This window comes from Saccharopolyspora erythraea NRRL 2338 (genome assembly GCF_000062885.1).
Classification (GTDB): domain Bacteria; phylum Actinomycetota; class Actinomycetes; order Mycobacteriales; family Pseudonocardiaceae; genus Saccharopolyspora_D; species Saccharopolyspora_D erythraea.
This window is the reverse complement of sequence record NC_009142.1, coordinates 1,504,362-1,527,579: the sequence shown is the minus strand read 5'-3', so window position 1 is coordinate 1,527,579 and position 23,218 is coordinate 1,504,362. Positions and strand designations below refer to the sequence as shown.

At 70.3% G+C, this 23,218-nt stretch carries 24 protein-coding genes, 1 tRNA gene and 1 pseudogene; 8 read left to right on the top strand and 18 right to left on the bottom strand.

Annotated elements, in window-relative coordinates:
- Positions 1-39: 39 nt before the first annotated feature.
- Entirely contained in the window at positions 40-921 is an 882-nt protein-coding gene (locus tag SACE_RS06760) for an NAD(P)-dependent oxidoreductase (protein ID WP_009949443.1), read from the bottom strand.
- 95 nt (positions 922-1,016) lie between these two features.
- On the opposite strand from SACE_RS06760, the pseudogene SACE_RS06755 reads away from it, so the two are divergent.
- Positions 1,017-1,372: pseudogene (locus SACE_RS06755) on the top strand (winged helix-turn-helix transcriptional regulator).
- Positions 1,373-1,380: 8 nt separating this feature from the next.
- On the opposite strand, the gene SACE_RS36175 reads toward SACE_RS06755, so the two are convergent.
- Together SACE_RS36175 and SACE_RS06750 are read right to left on the bottom strand one after the other, a co-directional pair.
- Positions 1,381-1,554, bottom strand: coding sequence for a DUF397 domain-containing protein (locus tag SACE_RS36175; RefSeq protein WP_009949446.1), 174 nt, complete (start codon positions 1,552-1,554; stop codon positions 1,381-1,383).
- A complete protein-coding gene (locus SACE_RS06750; protein WP_011873346.1) occupies positions 1,551-2,402 on the bottom strand; it encodes a helix-turn-helix domain-containing protein in 852 nt (283 codons plus the stop codon). Before SACE_RS06750 ends, SACE_RS36175 begins: the two co-directional genes overlap by 4 nt.
- Positions 2,403-3,158: 756 nt before the next feature.
- Here SACE_RS06750 and SACE_RS37455 point away from each other — a divergent pair.
- From SACE_RS37455 to SACE_RS06735, 3 genes are all read left to right on the top strand, one after another.
- Positions 3,159-4,403 (top strand): DUF6777 domain-containing protein, encoded by a 1,245-nt coding sequence (locus tag SACE_RS37455; RefSeq protein ID WP_009949448.1) that lies wholly within the window; start codon positions 3,159-3,161, stop codon positions 4,401-4,403.
- A 330-nt stretch (positions 4,404-4,733) separates the two neighbouring features.
- Entirely contained in the window at positions 4,734-5,924 is a 1,191-nt protein-coding gene (locus tag SACE_RS06740; protein WP_029621946.1) for a cytochrome P450, read from the top strand.
- 118 nt (positions 5,925-6,042) lie between these two features.
- A complete protein-coding gene (locus SACE_RS06735) occupies positions 6,043-6,468 on the top strand; it encodes a VOC family protein (protein ID WP_011873343.1) in 426 nt (141 codons plus the stop codon).
- A gap of 125 nt (positions 6,469-6,593) precedes the next feature.
- Here the strand turns inward: SACE_RS06735 and bla are convergent, their stop codons facing one another.
- From bla to SACE_RS06700, 8 genes are all read right to left on the bottom strand, one after another.
- The gene (gene bla / locus SACE_RS06730; RefSeq protein WP_011873342.1) at positions 6,594-7,517 is read right to left on the bottom strand and encodes a class A beta-lactamase; all 924 of its coding nucleotides are present in this window, start codon (positions 7,515-7,517) and stop codon (positions 6,594-6,596) included.
- Between the two features lie 161 nt (positions 7,518-7,678).
- Entirely contained in the window at positions 7,679-8,710 is a 1,032-nt protein-coding gene (locus SACE_RS06725) for a serine hydrolase (RefSeq protein ID WP_009950184.1), read from the bottom strand.
- Positions 8,707-9,591 carry a LysR family transcriptional regulator gene (locus tag SACE_RS06720; protein ID WP_009950185.1) on the bottom strand — a complete coding sequence of 295 codons (885 nt, stop codon included), beginning with the start codon at positions 9,589-9,591 and terminating at the stop codon, positions 8,707-8,709. The genes SACE_RS06725 and SACE_RS06720 overlap by 4 nt, the downstream gene beginning before the upstream one ends.
- A gap of 110 nt (positions 9,592-9,701) precedes the next feature.
- Positions 9,702-10,580 (bottom strand): NAD(P)-dependent oxidoreductase, encoded by an 879-nt coding sequence (locus SACE_RS06715; RefSeq protein ID WP_011873341.1) that lies wholly within the window; start codon positions 10,578-10,580, stop codon positions 9,702-9,704.
- Between the two features lie 77 nt (positions 10,581-10,657).
- Positions 10,658-11,239, bottom strand: a complete 582-nt coding sequence (locus tag SACE_RS06710; protein ID WP_009950188.1) for a YwqG family protein — start codon at positions 11,237-11,239, stop codon at positions 10,658-10,660.
- A gap of 128 nt (positions 11,240-11,367) precedes the next feature.
- On the bottom strand, positions 11,368-11,475 hold the full coding sequence (locus SACE_RS40335; RefSeq protein ID WP_009950189.1) for an MFS transporter small subunit: 108 nt from the start codon (positions 11,473-11,475) through the stop codon (positions 11,368-11,370).
- Complete coding sequence (locus tag SACE_RS06705) at positions 11,472-12,809, bottom strand: L-lactate MFS transporter (protein ID WP_029622062.1); 1,338 nt, start codon at positions 12,807-12,809, stop codon at positions 11,472-11,474. The genes SACE_RS40335 and SACE_RS06705 overlap by 4 nt, the downstream gene beginning before the upstream one ends.
- A gap of 171 nt (positions 12,810-12,980) precedes the next feature.
- On the bottom strand, positions 12,981-13,703 hold the full coding sequence (locus tag SACE_RS06700; RefSeq protein ID WP_009950191.1) for an SDR family oxidoreductase: 723 nt from the start codon (positions 13,701-13,703) through the stop codon (positions 12,981-12,983).
- A 66-nt stretch (positions 13,704-13,769) separates the two neighbouring features.
- Here SACE_RS06700 and SACE_RS06695 point away from each other — a divergent pair, with 66 nt between their 5' ends.
- The 3 genes from SACE_RS06695 (at position 13,770) to SACE_RS06685 (ending at position 16,096) form a co-directional block, all read left to right on the top strand.
- Complete coding sequence (locus tag SACE_RS06695; protein ID WP_011873340.1) at positions 13,770-14,117, top strand: MerR family transcriptional regulator; 348 nt, start codon at positions 13,770-13,772, stop codon at positions 14,115-14,117.
- Between the two features lie 184 nt (positions 14,118-14,301).
- The gene (gene fdhD, locus SACE_RS06690; protein ID WP_009950194.1) at positions 14,302-15,135 is read left to right on the top strand and encodes a formate dehydrogenase accessory sulfurtransferase FdhD; all 834 of its coding nucleotides are present in this window, start codon (positions 14,302-14,304) and stop codon (positions 15,133-15,135) included.
- A 79-nt stretch (positions 15,136-15,214) separates the two neighbouring features.
- Positions 15,215-16,096, top strand: coding sequence for an alpha/beta hydrolase (locus SACE_RS06685; protein ID WP_011873339.1), 882 nt, complete (start codon positions 15,215-15,217; stop codon positions 16,094-16,096).
- Positions 16,097-16,130: 34 nt separating this feature from the next.
- Here the strand turns inward: SACE_RS06685 and SACE_RS06680 are convergent, their stop codons facing one another.
- From SACE_RS06680 to tig, 5 genes are all read right to left on the bottom strand, one after another.
- The gene (locus SACE_RS06680) at positions 16,131-16,769 is read right to left on the bottom strand and encodes an RBBP9/YdeN family alpha/beta hydrolase (protein WP_009950198.1); all 639 of its coding nucleotides are present in this window, start codon (positions 16,767-16,769) and stop codon (positions 16,131-16,133) included.
- Positions 16,770-17,140: 371 nt separating this feature from the next.
- Positions 17,141-18,424, bottom strand: coding sequence for an ATP-dependent Clp protease ATP-binding subunit ClpX (clpX, locus tag SACE_RS06675; protein WP_009950199.1), 1,284 nt, complete (start codon positions 18,422-18,424; stop codon positions 17,141-17,143).
- A 250-nt stretch (positions 18,425-18,674) separates the two neighbouring features.
- Positions 18,675-19,307, bottom strand: a complete 633-nt coding sequence (locus SACE_RS06670) for an ATP-dependent Clp protease proteolytic subunit (RefSeq protein ID WP_009950200.1) — start codon at positions 19,305-19,307, stop codon at positions 18,675-18,677.
- Between the two features lie 20 nt (positions 19,308-19,327).
- The gene (locus SACE_RS06665) at positions 19,328-19,906 is read right to left on the bottom strand and encodes an ATP-dependent Clp protease proteolytic subunit (protein WP_009950202.1); all 579 of its coding nucleotides are present in this window, start codon (positions 19,904-19,906) and stop codon (positions 19,328-19,330) included.
- A 267-nt stretch (positions 19,907-20,173) separates the two neighbouring features.
- Positions 20,174-21,577, bottom strand: a complete 1,404-nt coding sequence (gene tig / locus SACE_RS06660) for a trigger factor (RefSeq protein WP_009950203.1) — start codon at positions 21,575-21,577, stop codon at positions 20,174-20,176.
- Positions 21,578-21,772: 195 nt separating this feature from the next.
- Here tig and SACE_RS06655 point away from each other — a divergent pair, with 195 nt between their 5' ends.
- Entirely contained in the window at positions 21,773-22,726 is a 954-nt protein-coding gene (locus SACE_RS06655; protein WP_009950205.1) for a sucrase ferredoxin, read from the top strand.
- Here SACE_RS06655 and SACE_RS37450 read toward each other — a convergent pair.
- Together SACE_RS37450 and SACE_RS06645 are read right to left on the bottom strand one after the other, a co-directional pair.
- Positions 22,689-23,084: a hypothetical protein gene (locus tag SACE_RS37450; RefSeq protein ID WP_143538088.1), complete on the bottom strand. Its 396-nt coding sequence runs from the start codon at positions 23,082-23,084 to the stop codon at positions 22,689-22,691. The two genes, SACE_RS06655 and SACE_RS37450, sit on opposite strands and share 38 nt — an antisense overlap.
- Positions 23,060-23,133: transfer RNA gene (locus SACE_RS06645), tRNA-Pro, on the bottom strand. The genes SACE_RS37450 and SACE_RS06645 overlap by 25 nt, the downstream gene beginning before the upstream one ends.
- Between the last annotated feature and the right edge of the window lie 85 nt (positions 23,134-23,218).

The following is a 23,218-nucleotide window of genomic DNA, read 5'->3' as shown; positions in this document are numbered from 1 at the left end:
GGTGTTGCCGGTACCCACCGGCAACACCGCTCACGTGCGTCACTTCAGCAGCAGGTCGACCACTCCGGTGCCGTCCTCGTCGCCGTGCCCGTCGGCGACGCGGCGTTCCATCAGCGCCATGAACGGTGTCAGCAGCTCGGGGCTGACCCTCTGCTCCTCCGCCGTGCGCAGCAGCGTGGCATTGCCCGCGGCCTGCATGGCGAGGTTCGACACCACACCCTGCGTGTAGTCGCCGCTTTCCAACTGGACCGCGGTCTGGTGAGCGGCGGGCGCCATCGCCGTCAGCCAGGAGACGAGCAGCGGCGCGAAGTCCGCCAGCTCGACGTCCTCCCGCTTCACCAGGGCGAAGGCGTGGGAGATACCGGCGAACATGCCGTTCATCGCGCTCAGCAGCGCGACGTCCTGCAGCGCGGCGAACCCGGCGTCCTCGCCGACGTAGTCGGTGCCCGTCGGCACCGCCAGGGCCTCCCGGTGCTCGTCGAACAGGGCGCGGGAACCGCTGTAGAAGACGTATCCCCCGGACTCCGGCACCCCGATCATGGGCGGAACCGCCATGATCCCGCCGTCCAGGAACCGGGCACCTCGCTCCCGTGCCCACGCGGCTCGCTCCCGCGCCTGACCGGGAGTGCCGGTGGTGAGGTTGACCAGGTCCTTGCCGGTGAGGTCGGCCTCGGCGAGCGTGTCGCCGACGGAGGCGTCGTCGAGCAGGCAGGCCACGACCAGGCGGTTCGCCGCCACCGCCTCGGCGGCGGTCGCCGCCACCGTCGCGCCCTCGGCGGCCAGCGCCTCCGCGCGGGCCGGGGTGCGGTTCCAGACGGTCAGGGAGTACCCGGTGGCGATCCAGGTGCGGGCCAGCGCGGTGCCCATTGCGCCGAGGCCGAGAAGGGTCAGCGACTTTCTCGCGGAAGCGTTGTCGTGCATGCCGATTAGGCTTGCCGCAGGTCCAGGGGGCGGCAAGTACGCACTTCGAAGTGGGTGCTTACCCCGCGGATAGCGAGCAGGTGGGAGGGGCGGGCATGGTGACCACCAGGCGGCCGGGCGCGTACGTGTGCGGCATCGACGCGGCGATGGACGTGATCGGCGGCAAGTGGAAGGTGCTCATCCTCTGGGAGCTCGGCGTCAAACCGTGCCGCTTCGGAGAGCTGCGCCGGGGCCTGCCGGGCGTGACCGAGAAGGTGCTCGCCTCGCACCTGCGGGAGCTGGAGGCGGACGGCATCGTGCACCGCGAGACCTACGACGAGGTGCCGCCGCGCGTGAGTACTCGCTCACCCCTCGCGGCGCCTCGCTCAACACCGCGCTGGAGCCCCTCGGGCGGTGGGGCCGCGAGCACGTGCTGGGCAAGGCGCCCGAGAGGCAGCAGGTAGCGGGATAGCCACCACCTCAGCGGTCGAACCGCCCTTCCTTGACAGCGCGGACGAGCGCCGGGACGTCGGCGGACAGCACGGGGCCGCCGGGGTCCTTGGAATCCCGGACGAGCCCCCGCGGCACGGACAACTCGACGCAGTTGCCGTTGAGATTCGAGTAACTGGATCGCAGCCAGCGGTGTTCGGTCATGGTGCGCCCTCCATGTGATCGATGACTTCACCGATGTGGTCTACCGATTCGACCTCATCCATGGCGACTCCACAAAGATATTCAACGGCCTTCTGATACTCCACAACGTCGTGCTCGGCAGGAATGAACGCCCCGGAACTGTGATGCTCGAAATGCACGACCGGTGAGGTGTCCGGGAACTCGTACAGCACGAACGGGCCTGCCCAACCGGGGTGCCAGCCTATGCGCAGCGGGACGATCTGGATGGCGATGTTCGGCCTGCCCGCCATGGCGACCAGGTGCTTCAACTGCTCCAGCATCACGCCGTCGCGACCGATCGGCTCGTGCAGAGCCGCTGCCGAAATCAACGCGTGGAAATGGACCGGGTCCTGGCGGGTGACGACCTCGCGGCGGCTCGCGCTCAGCATCACGCGGAGTTCGATGTCGGTCTGCGGCAGTCCGCCGGTTTCCTTGATCGCACGGGTGTACTCGGTCGTCTGGAGCAACCCCGGGATGGCCATCGGTGTCCACTCCACGATCGACTTCGCGGCGCGTTCGCACTCCACCACACCCGCGAGCTGCTGCGGGATGCCGTTCATGCCGACCGTCAGCCAGTTCGGCTCCCGGACGTTGCGGGCGATGTCGAGTATCCGCTCCCGCTCCGCCGGGCTGACCCGGATGGCGGCGAGGATCATCGCCACCGTCTCGACGTCGGGGACCCGCGATCCGGTTTCCCAGTTGGAGATTTGCACGTGTGAGAGCTCCAGTTGGCGGGCCAGCGCGCGGACCCCGATACCGCTGGAGATGCGGGCTTCCCGCAGTGCCGCGGAAAGAGCCCTGGCGCGTGGCGTACCTGCGGTAGCGGCCAATGTGACACGTCCCATCGATGATCGCGCTGGCAAGATCACCTGAACAGGGCCCTAGTGGCACGGTGACGCTACCAGCGACGGTGGTTTCGACAACAGCGATCGATCGACTGCTACTTGGAGGCAGAGGCCCATGCACAGCTCGGAAGCGTGGCCCCGCTGGTTGCCATCGTCGGGTTTGTCAGGCGTTCTCGAAACACATTCCGCACCCGGGCCCGGCCTGCCTGCCGAGTGCGGTGCGGAAGTGATGTGGGCCGAGCCCGGTCATCCGACGACTGAGCGTCCTCGCTGTCTCGAATGTACCCGCATCGTCAAATCCTTTGCACGACGGGTGATCCACCGATACCCGGGCCCGCGCCGCGCACCGGGCCGGCGCGGGCCCGCGCCCGGTCACCGCATCGGCAACGCGGGATGCGTCGCGAACTCCCGCGCGGTGACCGGGCATTCCAAGCCACGGGGCGAACGGGAGTCCACATAGGAGTTTCGACCCCGAAGCCCGGACCGACGTGGTACCGCCCTCCCCCGCACGTCGGTCCGCCCGGTCGGGCCGGGCGCGATGGACGCCCCCGGACGCGCCCGGCCCGACGCCCGGCACACCGTCAGCCCCACCGTCCGTGCTGGGGAGCGCCCCAGCGCGGATGGAGGGTGGACGCGGCCGATCGGAGGGTCCGCACCATTCTTCGCGCCTCCTCCCGGTGCCAGCCTTTTCACAAGGGACCTGAAGTGGTCACGAGCGAAAACACCTGAGGAGGTCCGGACATGAACGGTCGCGGACACAACCCACACCCCGAAGAGACGCACGAGAACGTGTCTGCCGTGTACCGGTCCGGACGTTCCAGGCTGCGCCTGGCAGTGGCCGCGACGGTCGCAGTCGGCCTCGCGGGCACCACCGCGTGGGCGCTGCTGCCGGGCGGGACCGCCACCAAGGAGGTGCGCCTGGAGCCCACCTCCGCCGAGGACCGCGGCACCGCGACCGGTGAGCCGGACTGCGACGCGAACCGGCTGGTGGCCGACCTCCAGGCGGACCCGGACAAGTCCAACGCGTGGGCCGGGGTGTTCGGCATGGCGCCCGAGGAGATCCCCGCTTTCGTCGGCGGCCTGACCCCGGCGCTCCTGCCGTCCGACACCGCGGTGACCAGCCACGACTACGAGTCCGGCACCTACGTGGCGCATCCGGCGGTGCTGCAGGCGGGCACGTCGGTGTTCGTCGGCGGCACGGGCGAGCCCGCGGTCAAGTGCGTCACCGGCGACCCGTTGACCAGGGGCGAGATCGACGCGGGCGCGAACTTCACCGGACAGGGCTGGTACTCCTTCCAGCCCGGATCGGTCACCGGCAGCACCAGCGGCACCGGCAGCACCGGCGGCACCGGTGGCACCGGCGGCAGCGGTGGTACCGGCGGCGGCGGTCCGGTGAACCCGGGTCCGTCGAAGGAGGAGATCGAGAAGCTCCGCAAGAAGGCCCAGGACGCCCACGACAAGGCCGTCGAGGCGCGCAAGATCGCCGAGGACGCGCGGTTCAGAGCCAACGACAAGCGGGCCGAGGCCAACATCTTCACCGCGCGCGTCAACGAGCTCATCGCCAGGGGCGCACCGCAGGCGGAGATCGACGCCGCCCGCGAGGAGGCCGCGAGCAAGGACCGGCAGGCCAAGCAGGCCGAGCAGGCGGCCAAGGACGCCGAAGCCGTGCAGAAGATCGCCGAGGGCGTGGCGGACAAGGCGGCGAAGGAGTTCCAGAAGACCACCGGCAAGCCCTTCCAGCCGCGCAAGATCACCGACAAGGGCACGCCGGAGAAGAAGGCCCCCCAGCTCGCCGAGCAGAACGACGACGAGGACGTCATCGAGCAGAAGCCCGCCGAGGAGGAGCCCCAGGCCGAGGAGCAGACCGAGCAGAACGAGAAGGTCGGGGCGAAGCCGAAGACCGGGAACGGCACCGGTGGCGAGCAGAAGGGCACGACCTCGCAGAGCCGCGGCACCGGCTCCGCGCAGACCGAGAGCGGCTCGTAACAGCGGGCAGTGGACAGTTGGGCGGTATCGCAGGGCAACCGGCGATACCGCCCAACGCTGTCCGGCGCGGGGTCGGAGCCGGTGCGGCTGAGGACGCGGCATCAGTTGTCCATGAGGGACAAAGAGAACTGGCGTCAAAGCCCGAGAAAACTCTGATATCACCTTGATGTCTCCTTTGGACCTTCGGGCGCCTTCCGGCGGAAACCGGCCATTCACGGGAAGTTCGCCCGAACACCAACCAAAGGAGGTGGTTGCCCGAACCGGTCGACTGCGAAAGTCACCGTCGGCATCGAGGCGGTGACACCGAGGAGCTGACTACCGGCCATGCTGATGTCCGCAGACAATCCCGCCGTCCCCTTCGTGGACGTGTTCGACCGGAACTTCGGCTACGACTCCGACACCCTCGCCGCGGCACGTGAGCGGCACTGGTACGCGCGAATCCCCAACGGACTGATGGTCCTCGGGCACGAGGAGGTGAACGACCTCCTCCGCGATCACCGTCTGGTGTCCGACGGCAAGCGGTACCTGGAGATGCACGGCGTCACCTCAGGTCCGCTCTACGACTGGTTCGTGCCGATGATCCTGCACCGGGAAGGGCAGGACCACGCCCGTCTGCGCAGCGTCGTGCGCAGGACCTTCACCCCTCGCGTCATCGAGGGCCTGCGGCCCTACATGCGCGAGACCGTCGGCCGGATCGCGGACGGGATCGCCGAGACCGGGGAGTGCGAGTTCGTCGAGACGCTCGCCAACCCGTTCCCGGTCATGGTCATGGGCCGGTTGCTCGGCGTGCCACCGCAGGACCACGAGCTGTTCCACGGCTGGAGCACCGACGTCGGCCTGGTGTTCTCGCTCGCCTACGGCGGAGACGTGCGGGAGCGGGTGGAGCGCGCGGTCAGCGAGCTGGGCGACTACTTCGACGGGCTGATCGAGCGGCGGCGGGCCGAACCCGCCGACGACCTGATCTCCAGCATGATCGCCGCGCAGACCGAGGAAGAGGTGATCAGCGGCGAGGAACTCCGCAACCTGCTGGTCGCCCTGGTCTCCGCGGGGCACGACACCACGCGGCACCAGTTCGGCTCGGCGATGCTGACCCTCTGCCGGAACCCGGAGCAGTGGACGGCGTTCCGCGACGATCCCGATCGGGCGGTCGAGGAGATCCTGCGCTGGTGCCCGGCCGCGCCGGTCCTCTTCCGGTTCGCGCAGGAGGACATCGCATACCGGGACACCACGATCCCCGCGGGCACCTTCGTGATGCTGTGCGTGCACACCGCCAACCGCGACCCGAAGCGCTTCGACCGCGCCGAGGTCTTCGACACCACGGCGAGCAGGCAGACGCCCCACCTCACCCTCAGCGCGGGACCGCACTTCTGCCTGGGTGCCGCGGCCGCGCGTGCCGAGCTGTCCGAAGCCTTCACCGTGCTCAGCACCCGCTTCGGCGCACCGCGGATCGCGGGGGAGGTCACCTGGCGCAATCCCGTCGGCATCTACGGACCGGAGACGCTGCCGGTGAGATTCGTCTGACAGCGCGGGAAATCCGCACCGGGGCCACCTGAAAGCGTGAACTGGCCCGGGAAAGCTTGCTCTGCATCTTGCTCGAGGTTCTAAGTTGCCCTGGCAGACGGCGAACACGGGAGAAGTGGTGGCGAGCAACGCTGACGAGTGGCCCGACGGGCTGAAGGTGGCACAGGTGCGGATGGCCCGGCCGACCGACAAGCTGGCGGAGGTGGTCGAGTTCTACTCCGGCTGCCTCGGCCTGCCGGAGCTGTACAGCTTCAGCGGCCACGCCGGCTACGACGGCGTGATGCTCGGTCTTCCCGGCACGGACTACCACCTGGAGTTCACCTCGCGGGTGGACGGCAGCCCGTGTCCGGCACCGACCGCGGACAACCTGCTGGTGCTGTACTTCGACGGGGACGCGCGGATGCACGAGGCGGTGCAACGCCTAGGGGAAGCCGGGCACGAGCCCGTGCCGATGGAGAACCCGTACTGGACCGAGCACGGGGCGCTGGCCTTCGCCGACCCCGACGGGTGGCGGGTCGTGCTGGTGCCCAAGCCGGTGTTCTAGACGGGAAAGCCGGTGGCCCCGGCGGGGCGGCTGATCGGCCGCACTGCTGGGACCGCTGATCAGCCTCGGCTGCTCGGCTCGGGGATCGCGGTGCCGGCTACCGCGAACCCCTGGCCGCGCGGTCGTCAGCGCAGGGCTTCGACGACGATCCGCGCGGTGTCGGCGTGCAGCCTGTTGTCGTACTTGCGATCCGGCGCGCTCTTGCTGGTCAGGATCGCGATCACGATGGCATCGCCGGACTCGGTCCACGTGACGGCGACGTCGTTGGCGGTGCCGTAGTCACCGGAACCGGTCTTGTCGCCCGTGACCCAGTTCGGCGGGAGACCGGCGCGGATGCGCTCCCCGCCGGTGGTGTTGGCGATCAGCCACTTCTTGAGCTGCTCGCGCTCCGGAGCGCCCAGCGCGTCGCCGACGACCATCGCGCGGTAGCCGGCCGCGATGCCCGCCGGCGTGGTGGTGTCCCGCTCGTCGCCCGGGATCGCCGTGTTCAGCTCGACCTCCCAGCGGTCCAGCCGGGTGGTGGGGTCGCCGATCGAACGCGCGAACGGCGCGATCGCCGCCGGGCCGCCGAGCTCGGCCAGCAGCAGGTTGCCCGCCGCGTTGTCGCTGCGGGTGATGGCCGCCTCGCACAGCTCGGCGACGGTCATGCCGGTGTCCACGCGGGTCTCGGTCACCGGCGAGTTCGGCCGCAGGTCGGCCCGCGTGTAGCGGATCACCTTGTCGAAGTAGCCGCCGGCCAGCGGGTGCGCGGCCAGCAGCGCGCCCGCCGCGTAGGTCTTGAACGTCGAGCACATCGCGAACCGCTCGTCGGCGCGGTGCTTCAGCTCGCGCCCGGTCCGGACGTTGACCGCCGTCAGGCCCAGCCGGGCGTCGTATCGCCGTTCCAGCTCGGCCAGCGCCGGACCGAACCGGGCGGCGAGGTCGGGCGCCTGCGGCGCCGGGGCGGGGGTGCGCGGCGCGGCCGGCGCGGCGCACGCGCCCGCGACCGGCAGGGCGAGCAGGCCCGCCAGGACGGCACGGCGACCGACGCGTTTCTCGTTCTGGTGCAAGGGAATCTCCGTTGTTCCGCACTTACTTCCGACGCGGACCAATCAAGCACCGCGGCACGCGACAGCGCCAATCCGATGGGATGTCGCGCCCGATATGCAAACGCTATGGAGGCTGTTCGCGACCCCTCGCGGACCGGTCGGGAGGCTCGAAAAAAAGTCGGTCACAGCCGCCCGGAACGCAGGTCGTTCACCGCGATCCGCGCGCAGTCGGCGATCGCCGCGTCGACCTTGGGCAGGAACGCGTCGGCCCGCGCCGCGAGGGTGAACACCGCGACCGCGACGGGGACCTCGCCCTCGAACTCCACGACCGAGACCTCGTTGCGGACCGCACCGACGGTCCCGGTCTTGCCGGCCACGTGGACTCCCCGGGACGGGAACCCGGCGCGCACGCGGTGCATCCACACCTGGTTGGACAGCAGCCGCCGGATGAAGGCGCACTGCTGCGGCGAAGCCACCGCGTCGGACCAGATCAGGTCAAGCAGCCTGGTCATCTCGCGGGGCGTGGTCGCACTGGCGTAGGCGGGGTCGTAGGCGCTGACGGTGTGCGCGGCGTCGTTGTCGAAGAGCTCGGCGAACGCCTCCGCCGCTGTGGCCGCGCCGGTGTCCCTGACCAGCGAGGCGTGGCTGTCGGCGGTTCCCCCGACGACGCGGGTGCGCTCCAGGCCGAGCTCGGCCAGCGTTTCGGCGACCGCATCCAGGCCGACCTCGCCGAGGATCACGTCGGCCGAGGTGTTGTCCGAGACGCCGATCATCGACGCTGCCATGTCGCGCCAGGACACCGTGACCGGGTCGAGGAAGGTCGCCAGGCCGGTCGGGCCGGGCGTGCAGGAGGGCGGGTTCAGCCGGACCCGCGCCCGGGGGTCGATGCGCCCGGCGTCGAAGGCCCGGCACAGCGCCACCACCAGCGGGAGCTTGTAGACCGACGCCGTGACGACCAGGTCGTCGGCGCCGATGCCGATCTCGCGCCCGGGTCCGGTCTCGCTCCCGGAGCGTCCTTCGCGGCCGGGCCCCGCCTCAGGTCCGAACTCGCCCGCCTCCGTCCCGCTCCCGGGCCAGGCTTCGCGCGCGGGTCCGGCTTCGCGCGCCGGGGCGGAGACCCGCGTCGTCGCACCGGTCAGCGGCATGGCGTGCACCCAGCCCTCGGCGCCCGCGTCGCGCAGGACCTCGCGGATCTCCTGCTCGGCGCCGCTCATGACCGCTCCCGCCGCAGCGCGGCCTCGAAGGCGGCGCGGACCGGCTCGGGCGCCCCGGCCTCCGACCACACCAACCGGACGCGCAGCGCGAGATCGTCACCGGGTATCGGAACGCACGCGACTCCCGGCACGCGCAGCAGCGGATCGGTGGTGAGCGCGAACGCGCGCCCCGCGGCCACCGCCATGACCGCGTCGCGGTCGTGAGCGGCGGGCAGGAACGCCGGGTCGAGGCCCTTGCCGCGCAGGGTGTCGACCAGCAGGTCGAAGGCCGCCGTGCCGTGGCTGCGCGGGGCCGTCGCGCACGCGAGCCCCTTCAGCGACCGCAACGACGGCTTGGCGGCGTCGGCGGCGGGGTGGTCGGCGGGCACCAGCAGCCACCGCGTCACCTTGATGATCGCGCCGCACTCCAGGGAACCGATCAGCGCCGGGTGGTGCACCGCCGCGCAGTCCAGCCCTCCGGAACCTACGGCGTCGACCAGCTCGGCCGTCGAGGCCGTGGTGGTGATGACGGTGCGCGGGTTCGGGTCCGGCGCGCAGGTGCGCAGCTGGGTGGTGACGGCGGCTACGTGCCAGTCGCTGAGCGCCGCCACGACACCTACGCGCAGCGCACCGCGGCTCTCGCGCAGTCGCTCGGCCTCAGCGGTGAACCCCTCGGCGTTGGCCAGCAGGTCGCGGGCCCGTGGCAGCAGCGCGGCCCCGGCGGTGGTGAGCTGCGCGCCGCGCGAGCCGCGGGTCAGCAGGACGACGCCGAGCCTGGCCTCCAGCCGCTGGATGCCCTGGGACAGCGGCGGCTGGGTCATGCCGAGGCGGTCGGCGGCGTAGCCGAAGTGCCCCTCCTCCGCTACCGCGACGAAGAAGCTCAGATGACGAAGCAGGTCCACGTCGCAGATCCAAGCAAACGCCCGGACCAGGCGGGCTCCCGGCACGCCCGGCGACCCGCGACGTCAACTCCGGACACCAGCGACGAGGCCAGCCGGCGGACCCGCGGCGGTCAGGGCTCTCCGGCTGCGTTGCGGCCGGAGAACGACGCGAAGTAGGCCGCGGCCATGTCCTCGTCGCCGTGACCGGCTTCCAGCGCCCGCCGGAACCGCTCGCGGCAGGCATCGGCGACGTCCAGCCGCAGGTTGCCGCCGGTGACCTCGGTGATCAGATTGGCGTCCTTGAAGGCGTTGCGCAGAGCGAACGACGGCGTGTACTCCCTGCCGAGGATGGCGTTGCCCTTGACGTGCGCGTACGGGGAGTCGGTCGGGGTCCCCTCGATCGCCTCCAGGAAGCGCCTCGGGTCCACGCCGAGGGACTCGGCCAGCGCGACCGACTCCCCCACGGCGTTGGTCAACGCCAGCACCCAGCTGTTCACCGCGAGCTTGAGCCGGGTCCCCAGCGCCTGTGCGGGGTCGTCGCCGAGCCACAGGGTCTGCTCCCCCACGGCGTCGAACACCGGCTGCACCCGGTCCCGTACCTGCTGCGCGCCCGCCGCCAGCACCTTCAGCTTGCCGAGCTGCGCGGGTTTCTCCGTGCCGAGGACCGGGGCGTCGACCAGGTGCACGCCTTCGGCGACCGCCGCCGCCTCGGTCATCCCCTGGATGCCGATGGTGCCCATCTGCGCCCAGACCGCGTCGTCGCGCAGCTCCGGCACGGCCTCCCGGGCGGCCTTGGCGGTGGACTCGGCGTCCAGCAGCATCGTGACCAGCACGTCGGCCCCGCGCCCGGCCTCGGCGGGACTGCCCGCGACGACCGCGCCGTGCTCGGCCAGCGGCTCGGCCTTCGACCGCGTGCGGTTCCACGCCCGGACGTCGAACCCGGCGGCGAGCAGGTTCCGCGCCATCGGCGCGCCCATCGTGCCCGTACCGAGGAAAGCCACAGTGGTCATCGGTCGTGCTCCCTCCGTCTACGTGCTCCGCCAGCCGGGGTACCCGCACGAGCACGCGGCCCCACATGGCTCCGGCGCTAGCCGCACTGCCAGAGGAAGCGGCCCTGCCCGGTTTTCTCGTCGAGGAAGGCGTAGCCGACACCGGCGTCACCGAAGTCGACCTCGAACGGCTCGTCGGCCGAGTCGATCTGCAGCACGAAGCGCCAGGTCCCGGGCTCGTCCGGCGCCTCATCGCCCTGCAACCAGTCGGGCTCGCCCCACAGCGCGCTGCCGTACTCGCCCGCGCCGTCGTGCTCGGTCAGCTCGGCGCGGTGGTCCAGGCCGAACGTCGGCCCGCGCCGGATGCTGGCGACCCGGTAGAAGTCGGCGGGCTCACCGGGCTGGGCGAAGAAGGCGTTCTCGCCGCCGCCCGGTTCCCAGGTGCCGTCGACGTAGTCCTCCTCGTCGGTGATGAACAGGTAGCCCAGTCGCGGTTCGTCCCCGGGCAGCCGCACCTGGCCGAGGAAGCGCATCGGCCTGCCGGTGCTCGCCGACAGCGGCCAGGTGGGCTCGTCGAGCCAGACCGGCTGGCCGCCGAACTTGGTCACCGGCTCGGTGATCGGTCCGGCTGCCTCGGCGAAGCGCAGTCGCTGCCTGGCGGTGGTGTTGCTCGTGGGCATTCTCGTCCTTCACTCGGTGGTCGTCCCGTGCAGACCGTAGTGAGCCGGACCGACGACCAGGCGGATTTCCGGTGAAAAGCCCGCGCGTCACACGTTCGGCCCAGAGGTGCCCACCGAGGCGCGTGCGCTCAGCCGAAGAACAGCGAAACCACCTTCCGCAGCAGTTCGTACAGGCCGTAGGCGAAGGGCAGGCCTACCCACAGCCAGGCCAGCGCGGTCAGGGCGGCGCGGTTCATCGCGCGACCTCCTCCGGCTCGTGGAACCTGGGAGCCACCGGCCGGATCAGCTCGTTGGCCACGAAGCCGACCACGAGCAGCCCGATCATGGCGTACAGCGACACCGAGTACAGGTCCGGTCCCTGCGCTCCGGAAGCCTCCTGGGCGTCGGCGACGGCGTTGACGATCAGCGGCCCGAGCACCCCGGCCGCCGACCACGCCGTCAGCAGCCTGCCGTGGATGGCGCCGACCTGGTAGCTGCCGAACAGGTCCTTGAGGTAGGCGGGCGCGGTCGAGAACCCGCCGCCGTAGAAGGAAAGGATCAGCATCGCGCAGATCACGAACACCGGGACGCCCGACGCCCCGAACAACGCGATGCCGAGGTACAGCAACGCGCCACCACCGAGGTAGAGCCGGTAGATGTTGCGCCGCCCGACGGCGTCCGATGCGGACGACCAGACGAAGCGGCCCGCCATGTTCGTCAGCGACAGCATGGCGACGAAGCCCGCGGCGGCCGTCGCCGAGACCGGGGTGCTGCTCGATGCGAAGAAGTCGGCGATCATCGGCGACGCCTTCTCCAGGATGCCGATGCCCGCGGTGACGTTGCAGCACAGGATCACCCACAGCAGCCAGAACTGCGGGGTCCGCAGCGCGTTGCGCGCCGACACGTTCGCCGTCGTGACCATCGAACGGCCGCCGGTCGGCGGTCGCCAGCCCGCCGGCTGCCACCCGTCCGGGGGCACCCGCACGAGCACCACCCCGAGCGACATGAACACCGCGTAGGCCAGACCGTGCACGAGGAAGGTCAGCGCGATGCCGCGGGAGTCCGAGCCGAAGGCGTCGAGCATCCGCACCGACCACGGCGAGGCGATCAGCGCCCCGCCGCCGAAGCCCATGATCGCGATGCCGGTGGCCATCCCCGGCCGGTCGGGGAACCACTTGATCAGCGTGGAGACCGGCGAGATGTAGCCGATGCCCAGGCCGATCCCGCCGACAACGCCGTAGCCGAACACCACCAGCCAGTACTGCCCGACGGCCACGCCGAGCGAGGAGATCAGGAAGCCCGCCGAGAAGCACAGCGTCGACACCGCCATCGCCCAGCGCGGACCCCGGCGCTCGACGACCGTGCCCAGCACCGCGGCCGAGAGCCCGAGCATCACGATGCCGAGCTGGAACGGCAGCGCGCTGAGCGTGCCCGACAACCCCAGCTCGTCCTCGAGCGGCGGTTTGAACACGCTCCAGGCGTAGACCTGCCCGATCGCCAGATGCACGGCCAGCGCGGCGGGCGGCACCAGCCAGCGGTTCCAGTCGGCTGGTGCGACGATCCGCGACCGATCGAGCAACCCTGCTGACATGCATCCTCCCGCCGTGCGATGTGGATCACGGCGAGCCTAGTGTCGACCACCCCGCGGCAGGGAGGCCCTTTTCCGGCCAGTGGTGTCCGGAACAGCGGCCGGCCCCGAGGTCGTGCCGGGAGCTCCAGGGCTGTGCCACAAGCGGCGAAACCGCTTGTGCTCTCGGACTTCCTAGGTGTGGGCGGGGCGGTGTTCGGCCAGCTGGGGGTAGAGCAGTGCCGGATCCTCACCGAGCCGTGCCCTCCACCGAGCCGTCTGCTCGTCGGCCAGGACTTCGAGCGCCCCGGCCTGGACGCCGTCCAGCGCTGCTCGCGCGATCACAGCCGGGTCGGTCTTGTCGGCCTCGATGCCGGCCATCATGTCGGTGTCGACGCCGGCCATCGCCAGCCCGGTAACCTGCGTTCCCTGGCCGGCGAGTTCGAGCCGGATCCCGTTGGTCAGCGCCCACGCCGCGGCCTTGGACGCCGAGTAGCTGTTGGAGTGCTGGTAAGCCATCCAAGCCATCACGGACAGCACGTTCAGAACGGCCCCGCCCCCGGCGGCGGCCAGGGTCGGCGCGAACGCACGCACCATGCGCAGAGTTCCGAAGTAGTTCGTCTCCATCTCCAGCCGGATATCGGGCATCGCTCCCTCGACGAGAGGCGCGAAGGTCGACACACCAGCGTTGTTGATGAGCAGGGTCACATCCGCGGCCGAGGCTGCCGCCGCGGCAACCGAAGCGTCATCTGTGATGTCCAACCGCAGCGGAACTACGCCGGGGATGTCGAGCTCGTCCGGTCGGCGGGCCGCCGCGTAGATCTTCTCGGCTCCCCTGCGTCGCAACTCGGTGACGAAGCTGCGTCCGATGCCGCGGTTGGCTCCTGTGACCAGTGCGATCGAGTTCTGGATGTCCACGCGAGCTACGCTAAAACCTCACGCCGACGTGAGGGTCAAGTCTCCTGCGCGACCGAGGTGGGACGAATGCGGATCGGTGAACTCGCACGACGATCCGGAGTGAGCGTGCGCGCGCTTCGCTACTACGAAGAACAGCGCCTTCTCAGCCCCGAGCGCACCGCTTCGGGACAACGCCGGTACACCGAGGACTCGGTCGAGCTGGTGCGCTTGTTCCAGCGGTTCTACGCGGCCGGGCTCAGCAGCCGCGTCATCGCGACTTTGCTGCCCTGCATGAACACCGGCCGAACCACCATGGAGCAACGCCGCATGCTGCGCACCGAACGCGACCGGCTCGCGGGACGCGTCGACGAGATGGCCAAGGCGCTCCACGAGCTCGACCGGCTCATCACCGCCGCCGACCAACGCGGCGACTGATCAGCGCGGTGCACCTGCGCCCCGCGTGCTGCCGTTCCCGGAAGACGACCTCCCCGTCTGACCGGTCCATGCGAAACCCGCCAGTGCCACATCCGACCGCTTCCGGGCACACGGACCCGGATGTGACGAACCACGCGGGTGCGACGATTGTCAGGACAGGCGCTCTCCACGACGGGAGGTCCGGATGGGACGGGTCACCGTGCGGCGGCCGGTGCTGCACATCAAGGCGGGCGAACCCCGGCGCAGGCCCGACACGCTGGCAGCCGAAGAACCGCTGGAGATCAGGGTCGCCTCGCGGCCGCTGAGCGTCACCATGCGCACACCCGGCAGCGACGTCGAGCTGGCCCACGGCTTCCTGCTCACCGAGGGAGTCATCACGGGCCGGGACGACGTGGCCGCCGCCCGCTTCTGCGACAGCCCCGGCCCCGACGGCCGCAACACCTACAACGTCCTGGACATCGCGCTCGCACCCGGCGTCGAACCACCCGACCCGTCGGTCGAGCGCAATTTCTACACGACGTCGTCGTGCGGCGTGTGCGGCAAGGCCGCGCTGGACTCGGTGCGGTTGCGCACCCGCCACTCCCCCGCCGAGGACCCGCTGCGGCTGCGCGCGGACGTGCTCTCCGAACTGCCCGGCAAGCTCCGCGCGGCCCAACGGGTGTTCGACAGCACCGGCGGCCTGCACGCGGCCGGGTTGTTCGACGCCGACGGCTCGCTGCTGGCCGTGCGCGAGGACGTCGGCAGGCACAACGCCGTGGACAAGATCCTCGGCTGGGCGCTGATGGAAGGCCGCACACCGCTCACCGGCGGCGTGCTGATGGTGTCCGGACGCGCGTCCTTCGAACTCGTCCAGAAGGCCGCCATGGCCGGTGTGCCGATGCTCGCGGCGGTCTCGGCGCCGTCGTCGCTGGCGGTCGACCTGGCCGAGGAGCAGGGCATGACCCTGGTGGGGTTCCTGCGTGGACAGTCCATGAACGTCTACACCGGATCGCAGCGGGTGGTGACCGAAATCTCGTGACCACCTGCGCTGACCGGCGAAAGCAACGCGGCCCGGTAGGCACGATGGAACGCGCGACACCGTGAGACCGGAGGGGAGCATGCAGACGCCAGAGCCCGCGCGGGGCCGACTCCTGCGAAGGCGAACCGTGCTCACCTCCGGGGCCGCCGGGGCCGCCGCGCTCGGCCTGGGCCTCTCCGGCGACACCTTCAGCATCCCCGGCAAAGCCGCACCGCTGGCCAACCAGAGCAACGCCTCGGTCGAACGCGTCCACTCCCTGGGCCGCAACCGCGAGGTCGACCTCGTGCTGATGTACCCGGAGGGCGTGGACCGCGAGGGGCTGCCGGTGTGCCTGATGCTGCACGGCCGCTACGGCGACGCCCGCAAGTCCGCAGGCGGGCTGCCCGGCTGGCTGAGCGCCGCGGTGGCCGAGGGCCGGGTCCCACCGTTCGCGTTCCTCGCGGTCGACGGGGGCGGCAACAGCTACTGGCACCGGCACCCGGGCGACGATCCGATGTGGATGTTGCTCGACGAGGTACCCCGCTGGCTCGGCGAACGCGGCCTCGGCGGCGACGACGGCCAGCCCTTCGCGGTGTCGGGCATCTCCATGGGCGGCTTCGGCGCCCTGCTCTACGCCCGGCGCAGGCACGAGCACGACAACCCGGTGACGGCCGCCGCGGTCGTCTCTCCCGCGTTGATCACGAGCTGGCGCGAGATGAGCAAGCGCAAGGCGTTCGTCGACGAGGCCGAGTGGGCCGGCATGGACCCGCTGCGCCACATCCCCGAGCTGGACAACGTCGCGCTGGGCGTCTGGTGCGGCCTCGGGGACAGGTTCATCACCGGCACCCGCGAGTTCATCCGGCGGGCCCGGCCGGAGGTGGCCTCCACCACCCCCGGTGGCCACAACAGCCGCTACTACCGCAAGGCGCTGCCCGAAGTCGTCAGCTTCATCGGCCGCAAGCTCGCCGAACGCGACGCCTGAGTCTTCCGGACGCCGGAGCTACCGGGCCCTCGGCCTACACCGGGCGCAGACGTTCGGGAGCGTAGGCGACCGTGTACGGCTCGGCGTCGTAGCGGTCGGCCAGCGGAACCGACCCGTACAGCGCCCAGCTCAGCATCGAGGGCCATGGTCCGTAACCGGCGTCGGTGTTGAGGTGCTCGCCGTCGGGGATGACGTCCAGCTCGATCTGCAACGCCTCGGCGAGCCGGTGCGCCTTGCGCATCGACAGGTACGGGTCGCCGGTGCCCGCGACCATGCGGGTGACGCCGCCCGCCTTGCGCAGGGCGCGTGCGTCGAGCGGGTAGGGCACGATGCCGGCCGCGTCCGGGTGCTGCCACTGCGGGTCGGGAGGGGCCACCAGCAGCACGCGGTCGGCGCGCCGCGTCTGGCCGCCGATGGTGACCGCGTGGTGCAGCCACAGGGCGACACCGCACGAGTGCGCAGCGACCACGAGCTCGGCGTCGGCGGGCACCGCCGCGAGCCGTGCGCGCAGCACCGGCAGCCACTCGTCCCGGTCGGGGTGGTCGGGGTCCGGCAGAGCCGGCATCTCCACGGTCACGTCCTGCGCCGAGAGCCGCCCCGCCAGCCACTGCTGCCAGTGCCACGGTCCGGAGCCCGTCATCCCGTGCAGCAGCAGGACGTGCATCTCGCTCATGTATCGCTCCCCGACTCGCGAATCTCGCCGATCGACCAATGATCTTCGATGACCGGTGAAACCGCAGGAGAGGCCCACCGGTGGGGAGCCCGGCCCACCGCATCGGGTATGGGGGGCCGGCGGACGCGGGGAGAGAGGGTGTCATCACTCGCCCGGAGCACTGGCAAGGTTCGGAACGCCGCGACGAGACCCACAGGAATGCGAGGAGTCGTCACGTCTTCGGGGCGGCCCGATCCCACGAACGGATCAGACCGGAACTCGCTCTCGTCTCGACCGAACCTCAGAACCGGCCAGTACGCGACAAACCGTCACGTACGTGAACGGACTCGCGGAGCGGCGCAGGCGGCGCCGACCGCGACGAACCGCACCGCTCAGGCGGACTTCTCGCGGCGCTCCCGACGGGTGGCCTGGCGTGCCACGATCGTGGGATTCACGTTCTCGCGCACGGTCTGCTCGGTTATCACGACCTTGGCGACGTCCGAGCGGCTCGGGATGTCGTACATCACCGGCAGCAGGACCTCCTCCAGGATCGCCCGCAGGCCGCGAGCGCCGGTGCCGCGCAGGATGGCCTGGTCGGCTATGGCCTCCAGCGCCGTCTTGGTGAACTCCAGCTCGACGTTGTCCATCTCGAACAGCCGCTTGTACTGCTTGATCAGCGCGTTGCGCGGCTCGGTGAGGATCTGCACCAGCGACGGCTTGTCGAGGTTGGTCACGGTGGCCACCGTGGGCAGCCGGCCGATGAACTCCGGGATCAGCCCGTACTTGATCAGGTCCTCGGGCATCACGTCGGCGAAGTGGTCGGCGTTGTCCAGGTCGGTCTTGGACCGCAGCTCGGCGCCGAAGCCCACGCTGTGCTTGCCGACCCGGTCCTCGACGATCTTCTCCAGACCGGCGAACGCGCCCGCCACGATGAACAGCACGTTCGTGGTGTCGATCTGGATGAACTCCTGGTGGGGGTGCTTGCGGCCGCCCTGCGGCGGGACGCTGGCGGTGGTGCCCTCCAGTATCTTCAGCAGGGCCTGCTGCACGCCCTCGCCGGAGACGTCGCGCGTGATCGACGGGTTCTCGCTCTTGCGGGCGATCTTGTCGACCTCGTCGATGTAGATGATGCCGGTCTCGGCGCGCTTGACGTCGTAGTCGGCCGCCTGGATGAGCTTGAGCAGGATGTTCTCGACGTCCTCGCCCACGTAGCCGGCCTCGGTGAGCGCCGTGGCGTCGGCGATGGCGAACGGGACGTTGAGCATCTTGGCGAGCGTCTGCGCGAGGTAGGTCTTGCCGCAACCGGTGGGACCCAGCATCAGGATGTTGGACTTGGCGAGTTCGACGCTCTCCTCGCGGCTCTCGCGCGTGGTGCGCTCGCCCACCTGGATGCGCTTGTAGTGGTTGTAGACCGCTACCGAGAGGTTGCGCTTGGCCGGGTCCTGACCGATGACGTACTGGTCAAGGAACTCGTGGATCTCGGCGGGCTTGGGCAGCTCGTCGAGCTTCACCTCGCCCGCTTCGGCCAGCTCCTCCTCGATGATCTCGTTGCAGAGATCGATGCACTCATCGCAGATGTACACGCCGGGGCCGGCGATGAGTTTCTTGACCTGCTTCTGGCTCTTCCCGCAGAAGGAGCACTTCAGCAGGTCGCCGCCGTCACCGATACGTGCCATGACCGCTGACCCCGTCCCCTCCGGCGCGCCGTCCGGTAGCGCGCCTGACCGTGTGTGCCTCCGACGGTACCTGCCGCTCCCCGGGTTCGGGGAGACTCACAGTCTCCGCCACACGCCGGGCACGGCGTGACTCACGACGTGCCCGGCGTGTCGCCGCCTGACCGTGCTCACCCTGCGCGAGCACGGGCGGACCGGTGAACAGGTGATCGAGTTGTGACCACCGTCTCACCGGACCGCGTCCGGCATGTCTTCAGGACTTCATCGCCGACAGCTTGCGGTAGGGCAGCACCTCGTCGATGATGCCGTACTCCACAGCCTGGTCGGCGGTGAGGATCTTGTCCCGCTCGACGTCCTTGCGAACCTGTTCCTGCGTGCGGTTGGTGTGCCTGGCGAGCGTGGCCTCCATCTGGTCACGCATCCGCTGCACCTCGGCCGCCTGGATCTCCAGGTCGGAGACCTGGCCGTAGATGCCCTCCGTCGCGGGCTGGTGGATCAGCATCCGCGAGTTGGGCAGCGCCAGCCGCTTGCCCTTGGTGCCGGCGGCGAGGATGACCGCCGCCGCCGAGGCGGCCTGGCCCAGGCAGATCGTACGCACGTCCGGGCGAACGTACTGGATCGTGTCGTAGATCGCCATCAGCGCGGTGAACGAACCGCCGGGCGAGTTGATGTAGATCTGGATCTCGCGGTCCGGGTCGTCGGACTCCAGGAACAGCAGCTGCGCCATCACGTCGTTGGCCGAGGCGTCGTCGACCTGGACGCCGAGGAAGACGATGCGCTCCTCGAACAGCTTGTTGTACGGGTTGGACTCCTTGACCCCGTACGCGGTGCGCTCGACGAACGAGGGCAGCACGTACCGGGACTGCAAGGACTGGTAGGGGTTCACGGGAACACTCCTCGTCTCGGTCAGCCGCGCGGCAGGTTGGCGGCGGTGGCGATGTGGTCGACGAAGCCGTAGTCGCGGGCCTCCTCCGCGGTGAACCACTTGTCCCGGTCGGAGTCGGCCTCGATCTTCTCGATCGGCTGACCGGTCTGCTCGGCGATCAGCTCCGCCATCTCCCGCTTGTTCTTGGCGAAGACCTCGGCCTGGATGGCGATGTCTGAAGCGGTACCACCGATGCCCGCCGACGGCTGGTGCATCATGATCCGCGCGTGCGGCAGCGCGAAGCGCTTGCCCCGGGCACCCGCCGAAAGCAGGAACTGCCCCATCGACGCGGCGAAGCCCATCGCAACGGTCGCCACGTCCGGCTGGATGAGCTGCATGGTGTCGTAGATCGCCATGCCCGCCGGCACCGAGCCACCCGGCGAGTTGATGTACAACGAAATGTCGCGTTCCGGGTCCTCGGCGGCCAGCAAGATCAGCTGAGAGCAGATCTGGTTGGCGATCGAGTCCTCGACCTGGGAACCGAGGACGATGATGCGTTCCCGCAGCAACCGCTCGTACACCGAGTCGTTGAGCGAGAGCCCGTTCGTCGTCGTCCGCATCTGCGGCGATCCAGCGCCGGACGCCGGAACAGTCTGGTGCTGCGTCACGTCTCCCCTGCCTTCTCCCACTGTGGGCCTCTTCCACGGGGGCGCCGGGTCCGCGGTGGAGGGGGGACCTCCACTGTGGACCAATGCGACCCCTGCGATGTCGCGATTCCCCTTCGGGTGATCCGCTACGACAGACCCTAACGAAAGTGGGCGGCACCAGCTTCCCAGTACCGCCCACGTTCGCTCAGAGCATGCCTATTCGAGTTTTCGCGACCGCGGTCACTCCGCCTTGGCGTCCGCCTTCGCCGACTGCTCGTCGGTGGCCTCGGTGCCCTCGGCCTGCTCGCCCTGCTCCTCGCCGGCCTGCGTGCCGAACAGCTCGTCGAGGTCGAGCTCGTTGCCCTCCTCGTCGGTCACGGTGGCCTGCCGCACCACCGAGAACAGGGCCTTGCTGCGCCGGACGTCGGCGTAGATCGCGCCGAGCTGGCCGGACTGCTGGGCCTGCTGGACGTACTGGTCGGGGCTCACGCCGAACCGCTGCGCCTGGTAGATGATCCGCTCGGTCAGCTCGTTGTCGGAGACCGACACGTCCTCGGCGTCGGCGATGGTGTCCAGCACCAGCTGGGTCCGCACCGCCTTCTCCGCCTCCTCGCGGGTCTCGTCCTCGAACTGCTCGCGGGTCTGGCCCTGCTGCTCCAGCCACTCGCCGAAGCGGTCCTCGTCGTGGTCGAACGGGTGGATCGCGTCGTGCTTGCGCACGTCGATCTCGGACTCGACGACCTTCTCCGGCAGCGGGACCTCGACGGTCTCCAGCAGCGCCTCCAGGACCTTGTCCCTGGCCTGCATGCCCTGCTGCATCCGCTTGACCCGGCCCAGCCGCTCCCGCAGGTCCGACAGCAGCTCGTCGACGGAGTCGAACTCGCTGGCCATCTGGGCGAACTCGTCGTCGACCTCGGGCAGGTGCCGTTCCTTGACCGAGTTCAGCTTGACGGTGACCTCGGCGTCCTTGCCCGCGTGCTCGCCTGCCACCAGGTTGGTGGTGAACGTCCGGGTCTCGCCCTCGCTCGCGCCGATCAGCGCCTCGTCGATGCCGTCGATGAGCTGGCCGGAACCGATCTCGTAGGACAGGCCGCTGGTCTGGGCCTCCTCGACCTCCTGGCCGTCGACGGTGGCCGACAGGTCGATGCTGACGAAGTCGCCCTGCTGGGCGGGCCGCTCGACGCCTGCCAGGGTGCCGAAGCGGGCGCGCAGCTCGTCGAGCTGCTCGTTGACCTCTTCCTCGGTCACCTCGACGTCGTCGACCGACACCTTCAGCTCGCCGAAGGCCGGCACGGTGATCTCGGGACGGACGTCGACCTCGGCCTTGAACTCGATGACGTCGCCGTCCTCGATCTTGGTCACCTCGATGTCGGGGCGACCGAGGGTGCGCACCTCGCTGCTGTTGACGGCTTCGAGGTACTTGGCCGGGACCGACTCGTTGACGACCTCGTCGAGCACGGGTCCACGACCGATCCGGCTCTCCAGCACCCTGGCGGGCACCTTGCCCGGCCGGAAGCCGGGGATGCGGACCTGCTGGGCCAGTGCCTTGTACGCGCGGTCGAAGTTCGGCTTGAGCTCGTCGAACGGCACCTCGACGTTGATCCGTACGCGCGTCGGGCTCAGGTGCTCGACGGTGCTCTTCACGTGGTCTCCTAGTGCGAACGTGCTTCGTACCCCGGCGGTGCCTGCGGGAGCGGCCCTGGGCCGCATCCGTCGACGCCGGGCTGACCTCCGAGTCTATTGCTTGCAGCTCGGGTACCCGGTTCGGGGTTGCTTACCACCTCTGCCGGGCGACGGTGCCACCCGTCAGGTCACCGCGCGGCGTGCTTCAGTGGAGGTGTGCAAGACACCGCCGCCGGCGACGCGACCTGCGCCGCCCTGTCCGAATCGCTCGGCGAACCGCTGCCCGGCACTGCCGCCGTGGCCGGTGGCTGGCTGTGCCTGGAGCAGCGTGGCCCTTGGGGTCACAACGCGCTGCTGCAGAGCCACCTGGATCCGGCGGTCGGACGGGCGCTGGACGCCGCCGCGGGACCCGCCGGAGTGCGGGTACAGCTCATCCGGCGCCCCGGCAGGCACGCCGACGAGCCACCGGACGGACCGCGCCGCGCCTACCTCGCCCACACCGGCCCGACCGGGTCCTGGCTGCGGGCGGCCGACCTGTCCGACCCGTCCGAACTGCTCGGCCTGAATTTCGCGGCGATCGCGGCGGGCCGCCACGGCGGCTGGGGACGCGAGGTCGCCGAGCCGCTGCTGCTGGTCTGCACCAACGGCCGCCGCGACCGCTGCTGCGCGGTCCTCGGCCGCGAGCTCGTCGCAGGACTGCAGGGCCGCCACGGCGACGCGGTCTGGGAGACCACCCACACCGGCGGCCACCGGTTCGCCCCCGCGGCGGTCCTGCTGCCCAGCGGCTACACCTACGGCAGGCTCGGCCCGCACCAAGCCGACGCCGCGCTCGCGGCAGCAGGCTCGGGCAAGGTCACGCTGGAGCACTGCCGAGGCCGCTCCACCTGGACCAGGGCGGGCCAGGTCGCCGAACTCGCGGTCCGCGACCAAATCGGCGAGCACCTGATCGACGCGCTGCGGGTGGAGCCGGCCGACGGGGACCAGGTGCGCGTCACGCACCAGGACGGCCGGACGTGGACGGTCACCGTCCACGAACGCGAACTCGATCCGCCGCGACCGAACAGCTGCGGCAAGGCCGCCGTGCGCCCCACCACGCTGGTCGCGGTGGACGTCAGCGACGCGCCGGCCGGCGTCAGTGGCTCACCAGCGCCGGACCCGCCGCCGAACTGAGCTCGGTCGGGGTCACGGCCGTGATGATCCCCTCCGTGGGCGGCGTGATCGCCGGGGACGGCCCCTGCACCAACACCGAAACCCCCACCAGAACCACCGCCACGGCACCCAGCACGGCGCACACCACCACGGCCGGGAGGTGGACACGCATCGGAACCCGAAAGGCATCGCGCACGCCACGGGAATCGGAACTTTCACCCCAGCCGTTACCGGCCGTCGCGAAGACCGCGACTCGCATCACGATCAGTGACAACCGGACAGGGGGCGGATTCACGGCGAAGAAGACAACGGGCGACGGGTTCGCGCCGAACGCGAACGACCGTCGCCCGATCGTCGGGGTGGCGGGATTTGAACCCACGGCCCCTCGCACCCAAAGCGAGTGCGCTACCAAGCTGCGCCACACCCCGTCTGAACAGCAACGCCACCAGGACACCCCGGTGCGTTGCGAGCAGCCTATCGCGACCCGCTAAGCTGGGGCACGCAAGGTCGCGG